Genomic DNA, 20,614 nt, shown 5'->3' on the forward strand with positions numbered 1-20,614 from the left:
TTTTTATTTACTTAAATTCATTTGGCTTTTCTGTTGTAAGTCCAAAATAATATTTAATTGCTTCAACAATTCGTTCAGATGCTTTTCCATCACCATATGGATTTTTAGCATTACTCATTTCATCATAAACCTTTTGATCTTCTAAGAGTAGCTTCATCCATTTCTTTACATCGTCTGGATTTGTGCCAACTAATTTTAATGTACCTGCTTCAATTCCTTCTGGACGTTCTGTTGTATCTCTTAGTACTAAAACAGGTTTTCCTAATGCAGGAGCTTCTTCTTGAACGCCACCTGAATCAGTCATAATGAAGTTACTTTTTGCTGCTAAATTATGGAAATCTACAACGTCTAATGGAGAAATTAAATGAATTCTTGGGTCATCACCTAATTCTTCATGAGCAGCTTTTTGAACTGCTGGACTTAAATGCACTGGGTAAATTACTTCCACATTAGGTTCTTCATCTACAATTTGTCGAATTGCTTTAAATACACGGTGCATTGGTTCACCTTGATTTTCACGTCGATGCATTGTAACCAAAATAACTTTATTATCTGGATTAATTTCATCCAATACGTCATGATGATAACTTTCATGGACAGTTTGTTTCAAAGCATCAATTGCAGTATTACCAGTAACGAAAATCTTATCTTTAGGATGATTTTCTTTCAATAGATTTTGCTTACTTTGATTTGTTGGAGCAAAATATAAATCTGTTAAATCATCAGTCATTTGACGATTCATTTCTTCAGGATATGGAGAATATTTGTTCCAAGTTCTTAATCCCGCTTCAACATGTCCTACAGCAATTTTTTCATAAAATGCTGCTAAACTAGCTGCAAAAGTTGTAGTTGTATCTCCATGAGTCAAAATCATATCTGGTTTTTCTTTTTGTAAAACTTCACGTAATTGACTTAAAACTTCTACAGTAATATCTGTTAAAGTTTGCCCACCATGCATAATATTCAAATCATAATCTGGTGTAATTTTAAAGATATCAAGTACTTGGTCAAGCATCTCACGGTGTTGAGCTGTAACAGTAGTAACAGCCGTAATTTCAGGATGTTTTTGTAATTCAAGTACTAAAGGAGCCATCTTAATTGCTTCAGGTCGAGTACCAAAAACAGTCATGATCTTGATTTTTTTCATATGTACCTTCTCCATTTCATTAAAATTAATTTAATATGCTATGATATATATTAATATTAATACATCAATGAAGGGTTTTAAATATAGATATGGAAGATTTCGATAAAAAATTAAAAAAATATGCCGAATTAATAGTAAGAATTGGAGTAAATGTGCAAAAGGATCAAACTGTAATCTTATATATAAATATTGAACAACAAAAACTAGCACATTTAATTGTTAAAGAAGCATATCAAGCTGGTGCAGGAAATGTAATAATCAAATGGAGTGATATCTTCTCTCAACAAGAATTCTTAAAACATGCAAGCGAAGAAAATTTAAATAATATTCCTAATTTTAAAAAAGAAGAAGCAAAATATATTGCAGAAAATCGTTGTTGTCGTATTTCAGTTCTTTCTGAAGATCCTGATGCATTTAGTTCAATTGATCAAAAAAGAGTTGCTGCATATCAAGCTGCAAATGGAAAAGCATTAATGCCTGTTCGTAAAGCTACTCAAAATAATGATCTAACATGGACAGTTGTTGGTGCAGCTAGCTTAAAATGGGCAGAAAAGGTTTTTCCAAATCTTCATGGGCAATCTGCTGTTGATCGTTTATGGGAAGAAATTTTTAAAACATGTCGCTTAGACCAAGACGATCCAATTAACGCATGGCAAAAGCATGACGCAAACTTACATGCTAAGGAAGATTGGTTAAATCGTGAACAATTTTCTGCTTTACATTATCATTCTTCTATCACTGACTTAACAGTAGGCCTTCCTGAAAATCATGTATGGGAAGGTGGAAGTAGCTTTGCCGCATCAGGAACTAAATTTGTTGCTAACATGCCAACAGAAGAATGTTTTACTGCACCTGATTGTCGAAGAATAGATGGCTATGTTACCTCTACAAAACCTCTTAGTTATGCTGGAACAATAATTGAAGATATGAAATTTACATTTAAAAACGGTAAAGTAATAAAAGCTACAGCAAAAAGAGGCCAAAAAGTCCTTGAACACTTGCTAAGCATAGATGAAGGTGCAAAATCATTAGGTGAAGTTTCTTTAGTTCCAGATCCTTCACCAATTTCTCAGTCAGGAATTACATTCTTTAATACTTTATTTGATGAAAACGCTAGTGATCATCTTGCTTTAGGCGCAGCTTATCCATTTAACATAAAAAATGGAACAACAATGAGCGATAAAGAATTAAAAGAAAAGGGAATTAATTTTAGTCAAACTCATGTTGATTTTATGATGGGATCACAAGAAATGAATATTGATGGAATAAAGAAAGATGGTACAATTATCCCTGTTTTTCGTAATGGCGATTGGGTATAACTTAAAAGGGCCACAGATTAAATAATTAATCTGTGGCCCTTTTTTTAAATTACCTCTATCATTCTTTTTATTTTTTCTATAGGCAATGGCATATTAGCTTTCCCAATATTTCCCCTATTAATTTTTAAAATATAATCATGTTCCAAATCACTGATTATTTTTAAAATTTCGTTTATCTGTTCAATTTGAAGTCTTTCAAATGATCGACTATTCTTTTTCATATCGTCTTCCAATGTCTTAGAAAATACGATTATAATATAATGATTATTCTTCTCATTTGTTATTTTCCATGTTTTTTCTTTATCTTCTCGATTTTCAATTTTTTTAATACTTGAATCACTCATGAACACTTATCCTCCCAATTGTGTGATTACATTCTAAAATATAACTGATCTGACATTATGATTCAAAGATTTAGTGGTGGTTCATAAGTAATTAATTAAAACCACTTATAATAAAAAAGCTATGTTCCTAAACATAGCTTTTTTATTTATTTTGTAATATAAATATACAAATCTGTTTTTGAAAAACCAACTGAATATGTTACTCCATGATTTTTAATTGTCTTTGAGGTAGTTTGTGAATTATTTTGACTCTTCGTTTCTTTCTCAAATTCTTCCATCACTTCTTTACCATTTGCGCCAATAGCTTGGCTAAATGCAACAAATACTGTTCCAAACTGTTTAGCTTTATCTTTATTTTTCAAGTTTGATGTTGGCACAATTATTGTTGCACTAATCAATTGATTTGATTGAATATTTGCTCTTAAAGTAAAAGTTTGATTTTTGATCAAATTAGTGATTCCACTAGCATTCTTCTTTAAACTTATACTATTCGATCCACTCTTAGCAATCTTTGTTTGAATCTCTTTGGCCTGTCTTAAAACATCTTGATTCTTAATTACTTCACTTTGATTTTGAGTATCAATATTTTTAGCTTTTTGCAAAACTTCAAGTTCCGATTGAGATAACTGACTCATTGAAATTGTTTGTCCAAATTTTTCACAAACTTCTTGATAGTTCTTTGATAAAGGCTCTTGTTTCTTTACTGTAACAACTTTAGTTGTCGTTTGACTACCATGTTTAGCAGTTAATTTTACTTTTTGATTTTTATCTTTTCCCGGAACTTGAAATACAAACTCACGATTTTTTATTTGTAATTGATGCTTTTTACCACCATCAATTTGATAAGTTAATGTATTGTTACTATCTGTTTTTCCTTTAACAACAGCCGTCATTCCATCAACTTGATATTCTTGCTTTGAAGTTTCAATCTTTGTATTTGAGCATCCAGATAAAAATAATATACAACCGCTAGCAATGGCTAAAAGACTTATCGTTTTTTTACGCATGTTATCCACTCCTAATCCATTGATACATTTCCTTCAAATTGTGAATTATATAGATCAGCATAAAATCCATTTTTCTTTAATAGATTTGCATGTGTCCCTGTTTCCACAATTGAACCGTGATTCATTACAATAATTTGGTTTGCATCTTGAATTGTTGATAAACGGTGTGCAACAACAAAACTTGTACGATTTTCTAGTAGTTTATTCATTGCATGTTGAATTTGTATTTCTGTTCGTGTATCAACACTTGAAGTTGCTTCATCCAAAATTAAAATTTCAGGATTAGCAACAAATGCACGTGCAATGGTTAATAGCTGTCTTTGCCCTTGTGAAATATTTGAAGCTGATTCATCCAATACAGTTTGATAACCTTGTGGAAGTTGTTCAACAAAATCATCAACATGAGCAGCCTTTGCAGCAGCTAAAATTTCTTCATCAGTAGCATCTTCACGTCCATATTTTAGATTTTCCCAAATAGTACCTGAGAAAAGCCAAGTATCTTGTAACACCATTGCAAAATGTGAACGTAATTCTTCACGTTTCATATCACGTGTATCTTTACCATTCAATCTAATTGAACCACCCTTAATATCGTAAAAGCGTTCTAATAAATTAATAATTGTTGTTTTACCAGCACCAGTTGGCCCAACAATAGCCGTCATCTCTCCTTTTTTAACAGTTAAGTTATAATCTTCCATTAAAATTGGAGCATCATCATAACCAAATTTGACATGTTGAAATTCAATCAATCCCTTTGGATTATCCTCTACTGGTAAGCCTGATGGGTCATCAGTCATATCTTTTTCATCTAAAACCTGAAAAACACGTTCTGCAGAGGCAATTGTTAATTGAATAGTATTTGCCAAGTTAGCCAATTGAGAAATCGGTTGTGAAAAACTAGTTGTATATTGTAGCATAGCTTGAACATTACCTAATGAAATTTGACCATGAGTTACTTCCATTCCTCCTACAATTGCAACCGCTACATAACTCAAATTACTAATAAAAGCCATGATTGGCATCATAATACCTGAAGCCATTTGTGCTTTCCATGATGCTTGATAAAGTTTTTCATTTTCTTCTTCAAATTTTTCAATTGTTTGATTTTCACGATTAAAACTTTTAATCACATTTTGACCAGCATAATTCTCTTCAACTTGATTATTTAGTAAACCTAAATGTTTTTGTTGTTTTCCAAAATTCTTTTGTGAAGTTGGTGCAATAAAACCAACTGCAATCATACTTAAAGGAACTGTTAAAACAATAATTAATGTTAATTTCCAACTGATTGTAAGCATTAACCATAATGTCCCAACAATTTGAACTACAGATGTAACTAATTGCATTAAGCTTTGTTGTAAAGTTGATGAAATATTGTCCATATCATTGATAGCACGACTGATAATATCACCATTTGAGTGTGTATCGTAGTAACTAACTGGCACAGTTTTCATTTTATACTTCATTTGCTTTCGCATATTATAAACAGTCCGTTGAGACATATAGTTCATAATAATACGTTGAATAAATGTTAAAACTGCAGAACCAATATACATCAATGAAACAATCAATAAAATATGACCAATTTTTTCAAAATCGATTGGCCAATGTTGCATGGCAATTCCTGCTTTTTCCATCGCGGTACCTTTCATAACACCTTCGAAAATTGCAGTAGTTGCTTCACCTAAGATTTTTGGTGTATTAATTTGCAAAATTTGAGCTGTAATTGCAACGACCATCACAAGGATAATTGCAAATAGCTGATTCTTCATATACTTTAATAAACGCCAAGTTGTTCCCCAGAAGTTTTGTGCTTTTTCAACTGGTTTTCCCATTGGTTTTTTATGCATTTTCTACACCTTCTTTTGCTTCACGAATTTGAGAGTTTACAATTGCTTTATAAATCTCATTGTTTTTCAATAATTCTTGATGAGTACCTACTCCCACCATATTTCCTTTATCTAATACTACAATTAAATCTGCATCTGCTACTGTTGAAACTCGTTGTCCCACAATTACAACAACATGCTTTTTAATTTTTTCATCTTTCTTCAATGCCTGACGTAATTTAGCATCGGTCTTAAAGTCTAAAGCTGAGAAAGAATCATCAAAGACATAAACTGATGCTTCTTTTACTAAAGCACGTGCAATTGCTAGACGTTGTCTTTGTCCTCCGGAGAAGTTGGCTCCGCCTTGTTCAACATGTGCATCAAGCTGACCATCTAATTCTTTAACAAAATCGCTAGCTTGTGCAATATCTAGTGCATGCCAAATTTCTTCGTCTGTAGCATCTTGTTTTCCATATTGCATATTTTCACGTAATGTTCCGGTAAATAAGTTAGCTTTTTGTGGAACAAAAGAAACTGCTTGATGAACATCATGTAAAGTACAATCTTTAACATTTACATCATTAATTTTTACTTGACCTTTTGTAGCATCATAAAATCTTGGAATTAAATTAACTAGGGTTGACTTACCTGAACCTGTTCCTCCAATAATAGCAAGTGTTTGACCAGCTTTCATTTTAAAATTAATTCCATCTAAGGAATCTTTTTTTGCATCTACATAACGATAATCAACATGATCAAATTCTAAAGCTGATGGTTTGTCTGTAATTCGAACTGGATTATCAGCGTCTTTGATTGTTGTAGTTAGTTCAAGCACTTGATTTAACCGTTTTGCTGAAGCTTGTGCACGTGGTACAAATACAAATACCATAGAAAGCATTACAAAACTCATTAAAATTTGCGAAGCATATGTAATAAAAGCTATCATATTACCAACTTCAATTACTTGAAATGAAACCAAATGGCTTCCCCACAAAGTAATTCCAACATTAGTCATACTCATAATTACTGTCATCAAAGGCATCATAATTCCTGTAATGTTATATACTTTAACAGCATTACGTGTATAATCTTTATTTACTTCATCAAATCTTTCTTGTTCTAAATCATCTTGTCTAAATGCACGAATAACACGTACACCTGTTAACCCTTCACGAAATACAACATTAACTTTATCTAGTTTTTGTTGCATTGCCCCAAACAATGGCCCTGCAAGTCGAATAACGATTGCCATGATAATTGCAATAATTGGTAACACAATTACAAAAATCAATGTTAATGTAGGACTCTTTTTATACGCTAAAATACTTGCTACAATTAACATCATTGGCGCCATCATCATAATTCGCATAAACATTAAAGCAACGTTTTGAACTTGCATAATATCATTTGTTGTACGTGTTACTAATGATGATGTTCCAATTTGTTCCATTTCATCATGTGAATAATTAATGACTTTACGGTATACATCACTTCGTAAATTTTGTCCTAATTTTTGTGAGCCTTTTGCTGAAAAATAACTATTAAAAACAGCAGCTGCAACACTAATAAGTGAACAAATCAACATCTCAATTCCGATTTTCCAAATATAATTAATATCCCCCAATGCAATCCCATTATTAACAATGTCAGAAGTTAACATTGGTAAATATAATGTACTTACAACTTGGATTGCTAAAAAGAACGCAGCTCCAATTACCATTTTTATAGGTAAACGATTTTTTAAAATCTTTTTCATTCAATTCACCCTATTCTACTATGTATTTTATTTTCTGATTCCATACTCTAACCAATTCAACATTATATTAAATTGTTTAATCGCATCTTCTCGTGGATTTTCGTTTCCAAGTCGCTTATCGAAAAAATAGCAATGTACAGATTGCATCATCATTGTAATAATTTGTCGTCGTAATAATTCTAAATTTTCCGATGACAAATCAATTTTTAAAAGATTTTCATCAACTTCATCAATAAATGCATGATTTATTTCAAGATGTTTCGTTTCTAAATGCTTTTTAGAAAGATTTAAATTACGAAAAGAAGTAAAAGTATTTTTCCAAAAATCCACTTGTTTTTCATTTGTTAATTCATCCAAAAACTCTTCAAAGAAGATCGGCAATGCTGTAAATAAATTTCCATGATATGTTTTCAATAAAGTAACCCACGAATTTTTTAACTTTTGCGAATACAACTGCACGATGTATTCATGAAGGTCAAACTTATCTTCAAAATATTGATAAAAACTACCACGAGGAATCGCAGCTAATTTAATAATATTATTAATTGACGCTTCGTCTGCTGGTACTCTTGAAAATTCTTGAAATCCAGCATCTAATAAACGTTGTTGCTTTTCTTCTGGCAAATTCATAAATGTTTTTTTGGGCATTTAGTACGTCCTCTCATAAAAAATTAATTAATATGACACTTTGTCATATTAATTGTAAAAAAAGTGGATGTCAAATAAAACCTAACATCCAAATAAAATGCGTTTGATCGGAATCGAACCGATGACCTACCGCTTAGGAGGCGGTTGCTCTATCCTGCTGAGCTACAAACGCAATCTATATCATATTAAGTATAATATATTTTTTTATCCTTAATCAAGGTAACACCTTAACAAAATTATGTAATTTTATTTTTAACTAATTTTAAATATTCTATTATAAATTTAATTAATGTTACATTTTTTATCATAAACCTGTATAATAATTAATTGTACGATTTTTTCGTTTTGAAAATAAGGTAAAGGAGAAGACTAAATGGGCGAAAATAAGGTCAAAAAAATTACAACTGGTGCCTTAGTTTTGATGATTTTTTCTACAATTTTCGGATTTGCTAACACGCCAGTAGCCTTCATGCAAATGGGATATGGTGCTATTTTTTGGTATATCCTAGGTGCATTCTTGTATTTCTTACCAAGTAGTATGATGTATGCTGAATATGGTTCTGCACTTAAAGAAAGTAAGGGTGGAATTTATTCTTGGCTAGATGCATCTATTAGTGGAAAATGGGCATTCATTGCTACATTTATCTGGCTTTCAGCCTGGGTAATTTGGCAAGTAATGATTTCTCAAAAGATTTGTGTTACTGTTTCAACAATTATCTTTGGACATGATACTACTGGTACATGGCACCTCTTTGGACTTAACTCTACTTTAACTGTTGCGTTAGTTTCTATTCTTGGTGTAGTTGCTATTACTTGGTTAGTTAACCATGGTATCGACACAATTGCTAAAATTTCATCAGTTGGTGGTTTAGCAGTTATGTTACTAAATGCTGTATTAATTATTTCAAGTGTAGTTATTTTATTTAAGAACAATTTCCAATTGGCTCAACCAATTCACCACATTTCAGATTTTGCAACTTCAGTTAACCAATCATTCCAATCACCAATTGCAATGATTAGTTTCATGATTTATGCAATCTTTGCTTACGGTGGTTTAGAATCAATGGGTGGTGTTACTGATTCATTAGATAAACCAGAAAAAACATTCCCTAAGGCTATCATTATCAGTACAATCGTTATTGGTATCGGATATGCGTTAAATATCTTCCTTTGGGGAATTTCAATCAACTGGAATCAAGTTGTTGATCACCCTAACGTAAACTTAGCAAACATTACTTATGTATTAATGCAAAACTTAGGTATTGAATTAGGTCAAGCATTTGGATTATCAACAAGTGCAGCTCTTACAATGGGAACTGTATTCTCAAGAGTATCAGCTCTTGGAATGTTATGTGCATACCTTGGTTCATTCTTTGTTTTAGTTTACTCACCATTGAAGTCATTCATTATGGGTTCACCAAAATCATTATGGCCAGAAAAAGTTACAAAACTAAACAAAAATGGTATGCCTTCAATTGCTTTATGGATTCAAACAACAATTGTTTGTGTATTAATTGCAAGTATTGCAATTGCTTCAACATTGATTCACCAAGATTCAAAATTCTTATTTAACTTGTTGACATCAATGAGTAACGTTTCATCAACATTACCATACGTATTCTTGGTAGGAGCATTCCCATTCTTCAAGAAACGTACAGATTTGGATCGTCCATTTGAAGCTTTCCATTCTAGAAAAGTAATGTTAACAATCGTTGTAATTACATGTACCGTTCTTTTGATTGCAAATGGCTTTACAATCATTCAACCATTCCTTGATAAGGATTGGGTATCAGCAGTTGCAACTGTTGCCGGACCATTAGGCTTTGGAACATTTGCATATATTTTATATACTGTACGTTCAAAGCGTGCTAATAAGCAAAATAACTAATTAATAAGACAATAAAAAAGATTGGAATAATTCCAATCTTTTTTTATTGTCTTATTTATTTTTATGATGTGCTTTAGGTTTTCCAATATTTTTACGATTACGTAATCTCTTTTTCTTTTTCTTTTTTTTGACTTTATCATTTGTAGTTATTTGTTTAGTTGGTTTAACTACTATTTTCTTATTACTATTACCATGCGATGTTTGAATTTCTTTTGATGGCCGCTCAGTATATATTTGTCCATTATATAGAAAACCATTTTGAATATCTAATTCGCTATGATCCATTAACTGTTTAAAATTACGTAACTCATGTTCATTACCAATATTTATAACCGCACCTGGTGCCCCCATTCTTCCAGTACGTCCAGCACGATGAATATATGTAACTTTATCTTTAGGAATATCGTAATTAATAACAGCTGGTAACCCTGGAATATCTATTCCACGTGCCGTTATATCAGTAGTTAAAATAAAGGTTATTTTCCCCTTCTTTAATCCTGCTAAAGCTTGTTGTCTCTCAGTTTGGCGCATTGTACTATTTAACTCAGCAACTGCAATATGGTGATGTTTTAATTTTTCATATACATCTTTCAATGTGGCAACTTGCTTAAAAAATACTAATGCATGCATTCCATTCAAGTTAGCTAATTTTCGTAACATTTCTGCACGCTTTCGTGTTGGCGTTTCTACTAAATAATGTGTTACTTGCCCTGCTGTATCATCTGATTCTGAAACATCAATATAATGTGGTTCAATCCCAAACCATTTATGAAAATCATTAAAAATTGGTGCTTTTGTTGCTGAAAAGAAAACTAATTGAAGTTGTGAAGGAGCATGTCCTAAAATACTTCTAATTTTATCCATTGATTCCATATCAGCAAGCATTTCATCAGCTTCATCGACTACAGCAGTCATTAAGTTATGTAGTTTTAACTTACGCTGTTCAATTAATTCTAAAACACGTCCAGGAGTTCCAACTACTATTTCAGGATGTTTCTTTAATTTTTCTATTTGTCGTTTAACATTTGCACCGCCAATTAATGAAATTGTATGTAGCTCAATTAGATCTCCCCATTCTCGTACCACATTCGTAATTTGAGCAGCTAATTCTTGTGATGGAGCTAATATTAGCAGTTGCGTACCATCTTGTGGCATTAATTTTTCAAGTAATGGTAAAGCATATGCTAAAGTCTTTCCAGATCCTGTAGGTGCAACACCAAGAACATTTTCATCATTAACTAATGCTTCATATGTAGCTTCTTGAATTGGAGTTAATTTTTCAAAACCTAACTCATCAAAATGTTGTTTAAATTTATTATTCATAGTCTCTTCCTTAATTTTAAGTATCTTCTATATTGTAGCGGAAAAAGATATCCTATCGCAAATAAATTTATTTATTAGGATTAAACATATGATTTTTTTCAAATAAATATGCTATTTGTAATAATAAATCTTCTCTTCCCTTTGCAGCTTGAAATTGAATTCCAAGCGGTAAACCTTCTTCAGTGATATATGTAGGCAAACTTATTGCTGGTTCGCCTGTTAAATTAGCTTGTTGTGTAAATGGAGTTAATGACAATGCATTGAGCCATTGATCATAGATTAATTCTTGTTGTGCAGATGGAGGTAACTTCGTAATTTTTTTCATTTTATCCTCAAAAAATGATGTAGTTTGTTTTGTAGAATTTAATGGTGCTACATCAGCATTAGTTGGAGACAAAACAAGTGGATAATCTTCATGTAATTTAGCCCATAAATAACCTGCCTCATCCCATTTTTGTAATGCTAAACTATATTGGGTTGCTGTTATATTTTTTCCAGTCTGATATATTGCCCAACTAAGTAATTCCATATCTCTTTGTGTAATGTTTCGTTGCTTTTCCATTGAAACAAAAGATGCAGCTAGTTCTGCTTCATTCATAATATAATATGATTTCATCAAGTCTTTACCATTTGTTGGCCATTTAATTTCTTCAACTTGAAATCCATTTTCTTGCAAAAATTTAACTGCAGACAATACCGCTTTTTTTGCTTCATGACTTACCTCTGTTTGAACAGGAGAATTTAGTATATAGCCTATTTTTATATTTTCTTTAATATGTTTATACGCTCTTTCAAAACCTTCAGAAAACAAAGGACATTGGAAAACAGCAGCAGTTTGTACATCTTGCATTACATCAAGCAACTTTGCAGTATCTAATACATTCGTTGTTAAGCCAAAATTTACAGAGGCACCTTGCCATGAACGCCAATTTTTAGGACCTGTTGTAATTCTTCCACGAGTAGGCTTTAATCCAATTAATCCATTCCATGCTGCTGGGATACGAATTGAACCTCCGCCATCATTTCCTAAAGCTAGTGGTACCATTCCGCTTGCCACACTTGCAGCTGATCCACCTGAAGATCCCCCAGCATTCCTATTAAGATTCCAAGGATTTCTTGCTTTTCCATATAATTCTGAATCAGTTATATTTTTCAATCCAAATTCTGGAAAATTAGTTTGACCAATAATTATAAAACCTGCATTTTGTGCTTTTTTGATTAAGTTAGCAGTATAGTTTGCTTTTGAATCTTTTAACATTTTATTTGCATTTGTATCAGGCATTCCCTTTAGTTGCTGACCTAATCCCTTTATCAATAAAGGTACACCTAAAAATGGCTGTCCATAGTCTTTTAATTTTCTAGCTTGTTTCAATGCCTGCTCTTCAAATACAGAAATTACTGCATTTATTTTAGGATTTAGTTTTTCTATTTGAAATAAACTTAATTCTATTAACTCTTCACTTTTAATTTTATGCTCTCTAACTAATGAGGCTAGTTTATTTGCTGCTAACTTTAATAATTCAATTTGTTTTTCCATTTAATAACTCCTTTATTAAAAAAAGGAATGTAACTAATGTTACATTCCTTAATTGAGATTATTTACTTAATTTTTCTGCATCTGAATCAATTTGTGCAAAACCTGAACCCTTCTTTACAGGATTCTTGGCTCTTTGTTCCATTGCTTTACGGGCCATTGCTTTACGTTCTTCTTTACTTAAACTTTTTGTCATAAAAATTACCCTCTTTGTAAAAATATTATTCTTTACACTTTCGTTATAACGCAAATAATAATAAGTTCAAGTAAAACGAATCCAAAATTGATTATTTAGGCATAAATCATCAAATTATTGCAGTAACAATAACTAATCATTAATTTTTTCTTTTTCTGCTGATACTTTAAGTGCAGAACCTAATGTCGTTAAATCTTGCAAATCACTTGGTACAATTAGTTTCGTTGCATTGCCGTTAGCAATCTCTTTCAATGCTTCAAATGCTTTTAATTTCAATGCAGCATCGCTAATATTGGCATTACTTATCATTGTTAAACTATCAGCATAAGCTTGTTGAACTTCACGAATTGCTTGTGCTTTACCTTTAGCTTGTTCAATTTCAGCATTAGCACGACCCTTAGCTTCCGTTTCCGCAGCCTCTGCTTCCGCCTGTGCTTGTAAAATTTGAGATTCTTTATTACCCTTAGCTTCTGTGACTTGGGCACGACGTTCACGTTCTGCTTTCATTTGACGTTCCATTGCATTTTGGATTTCAGCAGGAGGAACAATATTTTTTAATTCCACTCGGTTAACTTTAACACCCCACTTACCAGTAACTTCATCCATATAGTTTTGCATTTTAGCATTAATTGAATCACGTTCTGATAAAGTTTGATCTAATTCTAATTCTCCAACTACATTTCTAAGAGCTGTACCTACTGATTTTTCTAAAGCATTTTCTAAATTATCAACACCATAAGTAACAAGTTTTGGATCTGTAATTTCAATTGCCATTACAGTATCAATATTCATTGAAACATTATCTTTTGTAATTACACTTTGAGCAGGTAAATCCATTACACGTTCTTTCAATGAAATCACATTAACAATATTATCTATAAATGGTACTTTAAAATGAATACCATTGCTCCAAGTCTGAAAATAACTTCCCATTCTTTCAACAACATATGCTTCTGATTGTTGAACAATTTTAACACAACGTGCCATCGCTACAGCTAATAAAATCAATAAAATAATAAATAACATCTAATCAATCCCTTTACTTAATTTTTCTACTTTCAGAGTTACGCCACTAAGATCAATAACTTTAATTTCATCCCCAATTTCTAAGGATTGATCAGAATCATATTTCCATGATTGCCCATCTACCTTAACACGTTGATTATCGATTACTACTCCCTTTTTGCCAATAATTCCATCAGCTGTGTTCAATGGCTGAAATTTAGGTAGCAATTTTAATACTATTGGCCTAAAAACAATTGCTAGTAAAATTCCACTGATAAAAAATTGCCAAAGTTGAATTTGAAATGATACATGTGCTATTACTAAAAATAAGTTAATAATAGCACTCACGGTAAACCAAATTGAAATTAATTGTGTCGTTAACATTTCTGTTATTGCACCAACTATTGCAATCGTCAACCAAATTTCAAACCAGCCCATACACATCCTTCTTTCTTAATACTTCCAATGCCTAAAATATTTGCCATATCCTAATTTATATTACCAAAAAACTTAAGTTTTGAAAATTAAGTCCAAATAATTTTTGGAAATTATATACAAGTTTACACAAATTAGAGCTAACCTTTTGAAGTGATTAGCTCTTTTATTTTATAATCATTCATACTATAATTACACTATTTTTATTAATGTGATATAATTAAAGTATAGAAATGAGGTGTCAACATGCGCAATTTCAATTCCTTATTCGATTTAGAACAAGCCTTTCCCAACGAACAAACTTGTATTGATTATTTAACTGAAATGCGCTGGCATGGTTATGTTACCAGTCCATTTATTGAAGGCTCAAAAGTATACAAATGCAAAAACAATCGTTATCGTTGCAAAGAAAGTGGAAAGTATTTCAATGTTAAAACAGGGACTTTGTTTGATAATACTAAAATTCCATTGCGTAAGTGGTTTATGGCGATTTGGCTCGTAACTTCTAATAAGAAAGGTATCTCATCTGCACAACTAGCACGAGATATTGATGTTACTCAAAAGACAGCATGGTTTATGTTGCAACGAATTCGTAAGTGTTTTAACAGCAAGAATAATAATCATCTAGATGGAGATGTCGAAGTTGACGAAACTTATATCGGTGGTAAAAATAAGAATCGCCACGCTGGTAAAAAAGTTAAAAATTCTCAAGGACGGTCTATTCAAGATAAAATACCAATTGTGGGTTTAATCCAACGGAATGGTAAAGTTACCGCTCATAAAGTGGATAATACAAACACAACAACCTTAACGAATGAAATCGTATCATATGTTAAACAAACAGCGAAATTATATACTGATGAATGGTTAGGTTATAACAAAGTTTCTAACTTGTACTCGCATCATATTATTCACCATAACGCCAAAGAATTTGTAAATGGTAAAACATTTACGAATACGATTGAGGGCTTTTGGTCGATTTTAAAACGTGGTATTTTAGGAATTTACCATTTTTGGTCTAAAAAGCATATGCAGATGTACGTTGATGAGTTTGTGTTTCGTTACAATACCCGTGATTTATCAGACCACGACCGTTTTGACTCCTTATTACAATCATGTACAATACGCGGACAACTTACGAGGACTTAATTTATGGATAAACAAGCAATTATTAATGAACTAACACGGACTTTTATTCGTGATAAAGACCTAAATAAATTAATGGAGAATAGTAACCAAGAAACATTGATAGAAATGTACCAAGGACTATTTAATCTATGGAATGAAGAATTATCAATAAATATCATTTATCAAAAAAAATCGTTACTTTTAGTCTTTTCGCAAGCGGTTTTTACTGATATTATTAATAATAAACAAGGCCTTAATAAAAGGATAATTGAAATTACGACTTTATTATCGTTAAGTAACAACGAAAAGGAGTTTAGAATGATGTTTGAAAGGAAGTTCAAGCAAGCACTCCCACGCTTAACCCCGTTATTTAATGAAAATTATGAGGATAATTTATCCGATTTTGATAAGAAGATGAGGAAGGCTTTAAATTTTAACTGGAAAGAGGGAAAATAACGATGATTAATCACTCACTCACTCACTCACTCACTCACTCACTCACTCACTCACTCACTCACTCACGTTGATTATGTAGGTCAACGTTTATTTGTCAAGTCTTTTAAACGATTATTAACATTAAATCTTGTTAATGTTAATAATCGTATTTTTTATGCTCTAAATAATATTTATGCTATTGTTGGAAAGGCGGTGGCATAGAATGGGACGAAAAAATAATTTAGCCGCTGCTCAGAAATCAAAAAAAGATGAATTTTATACCATGTGGAGTGATATAGAACGTGAAATTAATGCGTATTTAGACTTTGATCCAAACGTATTCAAAAATAAAGTAATTTTATTACCTTGTGACGATCCGTTTGAAAGTGATTTCTTCAAATATTTTGCTACAAAATTTAAAGATTTAGGAATTAAAAAGTTAATTGCTGTAAGTTATGCAGGAAGTCCTTTTTGTAATACAGAACTTCAATTATCATTATTTGATTCTTTAGAAGAAAGCAAAAAAAAGGCATATAAAATAGTGATTAGTGATGCTATTGATTACAATAATGACGGAATATATAACTTTGATGACATACGAGATTTATTAAAAGATGAACGTATTAAATTAGCTAATAATGAAAATTCTAAATGTCTGACAATTATTAATGGGAATGACAATTATCTTGCTGGTGATTTCCGATCAAAAGAGGTTACAAAATTAAGAGATGAAGCAGATATTATTGTAACTAATCCACCTTTTAGTTTATTTAGAGAGTTTATTAAATGGATCGAAATCGATAAACGAAAATGTATTATATTCGCTAATAATAATGCCATTAGTTATAAAGAGGTTTTCCCGCTAATTAAAGAGAATAAAATTTGGCTTGGAGCTACAATTACTAATAAATCTTTGCATTTTAGAATTCCTTATAATTATGATAAATGGGATGAAAAATTTACGGATCAAATGAATGACGGTAATAAATACGCAAAAGTTAGTGGTATCTCAGTTTTTACGAATATTGACCATGGTAAACGACATGCCATAATTAATTATATGACTGAGGCTGATAATTTAAGATTTAGCAAACATAAAGAAATTAGAGAATTGGGATATAGAAAATATGATAATTATGATGCAATAGAAGTCCCATTTTCAGATGCTATTCCTAGTGACTATAATGGGATAATAGGAGTTCCTATTTCCTTCTTAGCTAATTACAATCCTAATCAATTTAGAATAGTAGGATTAACTCAAAGTTGGACTAAACAAGCAAAAAAAATATATCCAAAGCAACTTCAAATTAGTGAAGATGGCTCAGAAAAAGAAGTAACTAAACTGAATGATGGACCCGCTATAAAAGTAGATAAAAAGCCTAACAAGGGGACATATTATACTGTAAACGGAAATATCTATATAAAAAAATACTCACGGATTCTAATCAAGAAAATAGATTAACATAGGAGATTAGATTAACTATGAAAACAGAATTTAAAAAATATACTATAAAAGAATTATTACAAGGTTTTCAATATAACGAACAGGAAGAAAAAGGTCTTTATGGATTAAATGGAAACTTAATTATACAACCAGAATATCAAAGAAATTATATATACGGAGACGACAACAGAGATGTTGCGGTCATAGATTCGTTAATGAAAAATTATCCGCTTGGATTAATGTATTTCAATAGAAATAACGATAGTAAATTGGAAGTATTGGATGGCCAACAACGTATAACGTCTATTGGTAGATTTGTTACTGGTAAATTATCTTATAACAAGAAAACGTACTCTGGGTTAAATCAAGAGCAAAAAAAGCAAATTGATAATTATGAGATTATAGTGTATTTATGCGAAGGTTCTGAGAGTGAGATAAAAGAATGGTTTAAAACAATAAATATTCAAGGAGTTCCACTGAACAATCAAGAGCTATTAAATTCTGTTTATTCAGGTCCTTTTATTTCGATGGCTAGAGAAAAATTTAGTAATAGTAGAGAACCAGAATTACAAAAATGGCAAACATATATTAAGGGAAATCCTAAACGGCAGGAAATTTTACAGACTGCATTAAAGTGGATAAGCCATGATGAAATTGAAGAGTATATGTCTAAACATCGTAATGATAAAACTATTGATGATTTATCAACAAGGTTTACATCTATAATAGATTGGATAACTTCAACTTTTTTAAACATATATGATTGTATGAAACAAGTTAATTGGGGTGCTTTATATGATAAGTTTCATAACAAGCCATATGATCTTACAAAATTAAATCAGAGAATTGACGATTTGATGCTTGACCCTGATATCACTAGACAATCAGGAATCTATGAGTTTGTTCTAGACAATGAAGTTAATCCGAAACTTTTAAATATACGTAAATTCACCAAAACGGATATCAATACTTGTTATAGAAAGCAAACAAAGGAAGCGAAAGCACAAGGAATATCAAATTGCCCTCAATGTGTTAAGGATGTCGAATATAATCATGAAACAACTATATGGAAAATCAAAGAAATGGAGGGAGATCATATTATTCCGTGGTCTAAAGGGGGACGCACAGAACTAAAAAATTTAAAAATGCTGTGTAAACACCATAATAGGTTAAAATCAAACTATTAGTCATATGAGCAATAAAATACCGAGAAAGCATAAATGATTTCTCGGTATTTTTTATAACATTTTTGTGTAAAGTAATATATAGTTCCCTAATTTTTTAATATCAAAACATAAATAAAAAACTTCACATAAACAAAATGTGAAGCTTTTTATTTTAATTACAAGAGTGATGCATCAAAACGCTGAACAACTTCATCTGAATCTTTTCCCATTATCGTTCGTCCTGTAGCCTGTTCTATTGCTGTAAGTAATTTTTTAGAACGATCAACTATAAAATCTTGAAAGTCATCTACACGAAGTAATTCAGAATTAATCCAATGTGTTTCTAAATATTCATTAAGCACATCTGAAGAAACTGCACCCTTTTTCTCAAGTTTTTCAAGATATTTAGATGGCGCTACACCTCCAATTTCCCGATTACTACTTGCAGAAATTGCTGTTTTATTAACAATGCTATTCCATTTAGTTTTATCATATCGATCAACGCAGTAATTTTTTGGAAAAATATGATGAATGTCTATTCGTTCATTAGTATAAGTAGATAAATCCATTTCTTCACCAGAAATAAAATCCTTAGCATGATTTTTAAGTACTAACGCCATAATTCCTTTATATGCAGCTGATAATCGTGTTTGCATACTTAATAATCTAACTGGATTAAAATAAAAATCTGTAATTGTTTTAGGTAACTGTCCCTCATTCTCAATCCAGTTAATTACTTGAACAACATCATACACAAAGCGCGTCTCATTTGCAGAACCATATAACTCTCCAAATACGCCACACCAATACCACTGCTTAATTTTATCTTTAACTGTAGTAGTTCTTATTTTAGATTCAAGTACAGTACAAATTACAGATAATGGAATCAATTGAGTACTATATGGTAAATCACGGCTATAAAAAATTCGTTCTTCCATTAGCAGTTTTTCTGCATTTTTAAATCCCTGTGTTAATTTATCTGCGTATTTTTTGTATTGATCTAATGTTAACTGAAGGACATCCTTTTTCTTACAACTTACTGTCCCTCCTGCTTCATAAGATGCAAGTAAAGTTAATGCTGTAAGAAAATCTGTTGAAGTAACAATATTAAGAATTTTACCTGAAAAACACTCATTTCGGCGATTTTCCCAATCTTTACGTAATTCAAAGTCATCCATTGCAAAAATTGCAGTTACAAGTTCAAATACAGTAAGTGATACTCCTCCAGTATTTACATTTTCAAAAACTTGGCATACTGCTTCTTTAGGTGTATCTTTTTCTAATAAAATAATAGGCATTTTATAACTTTGAACTTGACTAATAACTTTTGTAAATAATTCTGTAAATTGTTTAATTATGGTAGCATCATAATTATAGAAACCATAATAATCATTTTGCCAGGTTTGTTGTTCAGAAGTATTTAAAATGATATTTAATGGAAACATTTTTTGTTCAAATTCTTTTTCTTTAGAACTTAAATCTAAATCTATTTTTCTACCAAAATCAGATACTACTTTTTTAGTTTCTGGAACAGAAATAATTTTTTCTTCATCACTTGCAGAAGGATCAATTACCTTATCAATATTAAGATAATAATACCGTTTAATTTTCTTTCCCTTATCAGTCTGAGTGTTAACTGGTTTACTACTATAAAGAGCATTATATAATGAAGTTAATCGTTGTTGTCCATCCAAAATAAGTTCATCTGGTTCAACATCTTGACTAATTCCTTCTACACCTTCCACTGGTTTATGTTTAAAATGAATACTTTCATTTCCATATTCTAAAAACATTGCAGCACCAACTGGGAATTTATTTATTACACTTAAAATCAAAGCTTTAATGCGATTGTCATCCCATACCCATCCTCTTTGAAAATCTGGTAACTGTGCTTTTCCTTCACTAATTTTTTTCATTAAATCCATCAAGGGACGATCATTTGTCTGCATTTATTTTAATCCTTTCAAATAAAAATAATTTAATTACATAAGTTTTTATCTAAAAATGCTA

General features: G+C 31.1%; 18 protein-coding genes and 1 tRNA gene. 6 read left to right on the top strand and 13 right to left on the bottom strand.

Annotated elements, in window-relative coordinates:
* Window positions 1-7: 7 nt before the first annotated feature.
* Window positions 8-1,147, bottom strand: coding sequence for a non-hydrolyzing UDP-N-acetylglucosamine 2-epimerase (gene wecB / locus QPK35_RS05285; RefSeq protein WP_290032938.1), 1,140 nt, complete (start codon window positions 1,145-1,147; stop codon window positions 8-10).
* A gap of 83 nt (window positions 1,148-1,230) precedes the next feature.
* Here wecB and QPK35_RS05290 point away from each other — a divergent pair, with 83 nt between their 5' ends.
* Window positions 1,231-2,466: an aminopeptidase gene (locus QPK35_RS05290; RefSeq protein ID WP_290034244.1), complete on the top strand. Its 1,236-nt coding sequence runs from the start codon at window positions 1,231-1,233 to the stop codon at window positions 2,464-2,466.
* 44 nt (window positions 2,467-2,510) lie between these two features.
* On the opposite strand, the gene QPK35_RS05295 is transcribed toward QPK35_RS05290, so the two are convergent.
* The 6 genes from QPK35_RS05295 to QPK35_RS05320 form a co-directional block, all read right to left on the bottom strand.
* Window positions 2,511-2,810, bottom strand: coding sequence for a hypothetical protein (locus QPK35_RS05295; RefSeq protein WP_290032939.1), 300 nt, complete (start codon window positions 2,808-2,810; stop codon window positions 2,511-2,513).
* A gap of 146 nt (window positions 2,811-2,956) precedes the next feature.
* A complete protein-coding gene (locus QPK35_RS05300; protein WP_290032940.1) occupies window positions 2,957-3,817 on the bottom strand; it encodes a hypothetical protein in 861 nt (286 codons plus the stop codon).
* A gap of 11 nt (window positions 3,818-3,828) precedes the next feature.
* A complete protein-coding gene (locus tag QPK35_RS05305; RefSeq protein WP_353851760.1) occupies window positions 3,829-5,667 on the bottom strand; it encodes an ABC transporter ATP-binding protein in 1,839 nt (612 codons plus the stop codon).
* On the bottom strand, window positions 5,660-7,402 hold the full coding sequence (locus QPK35_RS05310) for an ABC transporter ATP-binding protein (protein ID WP_290032941.1): 1,743 nt from the start codon (window positions 7,400-7,402) through the stop codon (window positions 5,660-5,662). Before QPK35_RS05310 ends, QPK35_RS05305 begins: the two co-directional genes overlap by 8 nt.
* A 27-nt stretch (window positions 7,403-7,429) precedes the next feature.
* Window positions 7,430-8,050, bottom strand: a complete 621-nt coding sequence (locus QPK35_RS05315) for a TetR/AcrR family transcriptional regulator (protein WP_290032942.1) — start codon at window positions 8,048-8,050, stop codon at window positions 7,430-7,432.
* A 98-nt stretch (window positions 8,051-8,148) separates the two neighbouring features.
* Window positions 8,149-8,222, bottom strand: a tRNA-Arg gene (locus QPK35_RS05320).
* A 201-nt stretch (window positions 8,223-8,423) separates the two neighbouring features.
* On the opposite strand from QPK35_RS05320, the gene yjeM reads away from it, so the two are divergent.
* Window positions 8,424-9,938, top strand: a complete 1,515-nt coding sequence (yjeM, locus tag QPK35_RS05325; protein ID WP_290032943.1) for a glutamate/gamma-aminobutyrate family transporter YjeM — start codon at window positions 8,424-8,426, stop codon at window positions 9,936-9,938.
* Window positions 9,939-9,989: 51 nt separating this feature from the next.
* Here the strand turns inward: yjeM and QPK35_RS05330 are convergent, their stop codons facing one another.
* The 5 genes from QPK35_RS05330 to QPK35_RS05350 all read right to left on the bottom strand — a co-directional run bounded on the left by QPK35_RS05330 (window position 9,990) and on the right by QPK35_RS05350 (window position 14,434).
* Entirely contained in the window at window positions 9,990-11,261 is a 1,272-nt protein-coding gene (locus tag QPK35_RS05330; RefSeq protein WP_290032944.1) for a DEAD/DEAH box helicase, read from the bottom strand.
* Window positions 11,262-11,328: 67 nt separating this feature from the next.
* Entirely contained in the window at window positions 11,329-12,798 is a 1,470-nt protein-coding gene (locus QPK35_RS05335; RefSeq protein ID WP_290032945.1) for an amidase, read from the bottom strand.
* Window positions 12,799-12,856: 58 nt separating this feature from the next.
* Window positions 12,857-12,991: a hypothetical protein gene (locus tag QPK35_RS05340; RefSeq protein ID WP_290032946.1), complete on the bottom strand. Its 135-nt coding sequence runs from the start codon at window positions 12,989-12,991 to the stop codon at window positions 12,857-12,859.
* A gap of 132 nt (window positions 12,992-13,123) precedes the next feature.
* A complete protein-coding gene (locus QPK35_RS05345; protein WP_290032947.1) occupies window positions 13,124-14,017 on the bottom strand; it encodes an SPFH domain-containing protein in 894 nt (297 codons plus the stop codon).
* Window positions 14,018-14,434, bottom strand: coding sequence for an NfeD family protein (locus QPK35_RS05350; protein ID WP_290032948.1), 417 nt, complete (start codon window positions 14,432-14,434; stop codon window positions 14,018-14,020).
* 243 nt (window positions 14,435-14,677) lie between these two features.
* Here QPK35_RS05350 and QPK35_RS05355 point away from each other — a divergent pair, with 243 nt between their 5' ends.
* The 4 genes from QPK35_RS05355 (at window position 14,678) to QPK35_RS05370 (ending at window position 18,625) form a co-directional block, all read left to right on the top strand.
* A complete protein-coding gene (locus QPK35_RS05355) occupies window positions 14,678-15,580 on the top strand; it encodes an IS1595 family transposase (protein ID WP_290032949.1) in 903 nt (300 codons plus the stop codon).
* A gap of 3 nt (window positions 15,581-15,583) precedes the next feature.
* A complete protein-coding gene (locus tag QPK35_RS05360) occupies window positions 15,584-16,015 on the top strand; it encodes a hypothetical protein (RefSeq protein ID WP_290032950.1) in 432 nt (143 codons plus the stop codon).
* 202 nt (window positions 16,016-16,217) lie between these two features.
* Window positions 16,218-17,456: an adenine-specific methyltransferase EcoRI family protein gene (locus tag QPK35_RS05365; RefSeq protein ID WP_290032951.1), complete on the top strand. Its 1,239-nt coding sequence runs from the start codon at window positions 16,218-16,220 to the stop codon at window positions 17,454-17,456.
* Window positions 17,457-17,476: 20 nt separating this feature from the next.
* Complete coding sequence (locus QPK35_RS05370; protein WP_290032952.1) at window positions 17,477-18,625, top strand: HNH endonuclease family protein; 1,149 nt, start codon at window positions 17,477-17,479, stop codon at window positions 18,623-18,625.
* 155 nt (window positions 18,626-18,780) lie between these two features.
* Here the strand turns inward: QPK35_RS05370 and QPK35_RS05375 are convergent, their stop codons facing one another.
* Complete coding sequence (locus tag QPK35_RS05375; RefSeq protein ID WP_290032953.1) at window positions 18,781-20,553, bottom strand: GmrSD restriction endonuclease domain-containing protein; 1,773 nt, start codon at window positions 20,551-20,553, stop codon at window positions 18,781-18,783.
* Window positions 20,554-20,614: the final 61 nt, after the last annotated feature.

Source organism: Ligilactobacillus cholophilus, from assembly GCF_030389495.1.
In the GTDB taxonomy this organism is placed as follows: domain Bacteria; phylum Bacillota; class Bacilli; order Lactobacillales; family Lactobacillaceae; genus Ligilactobacillus; species Ligilactobacillus cholophilus.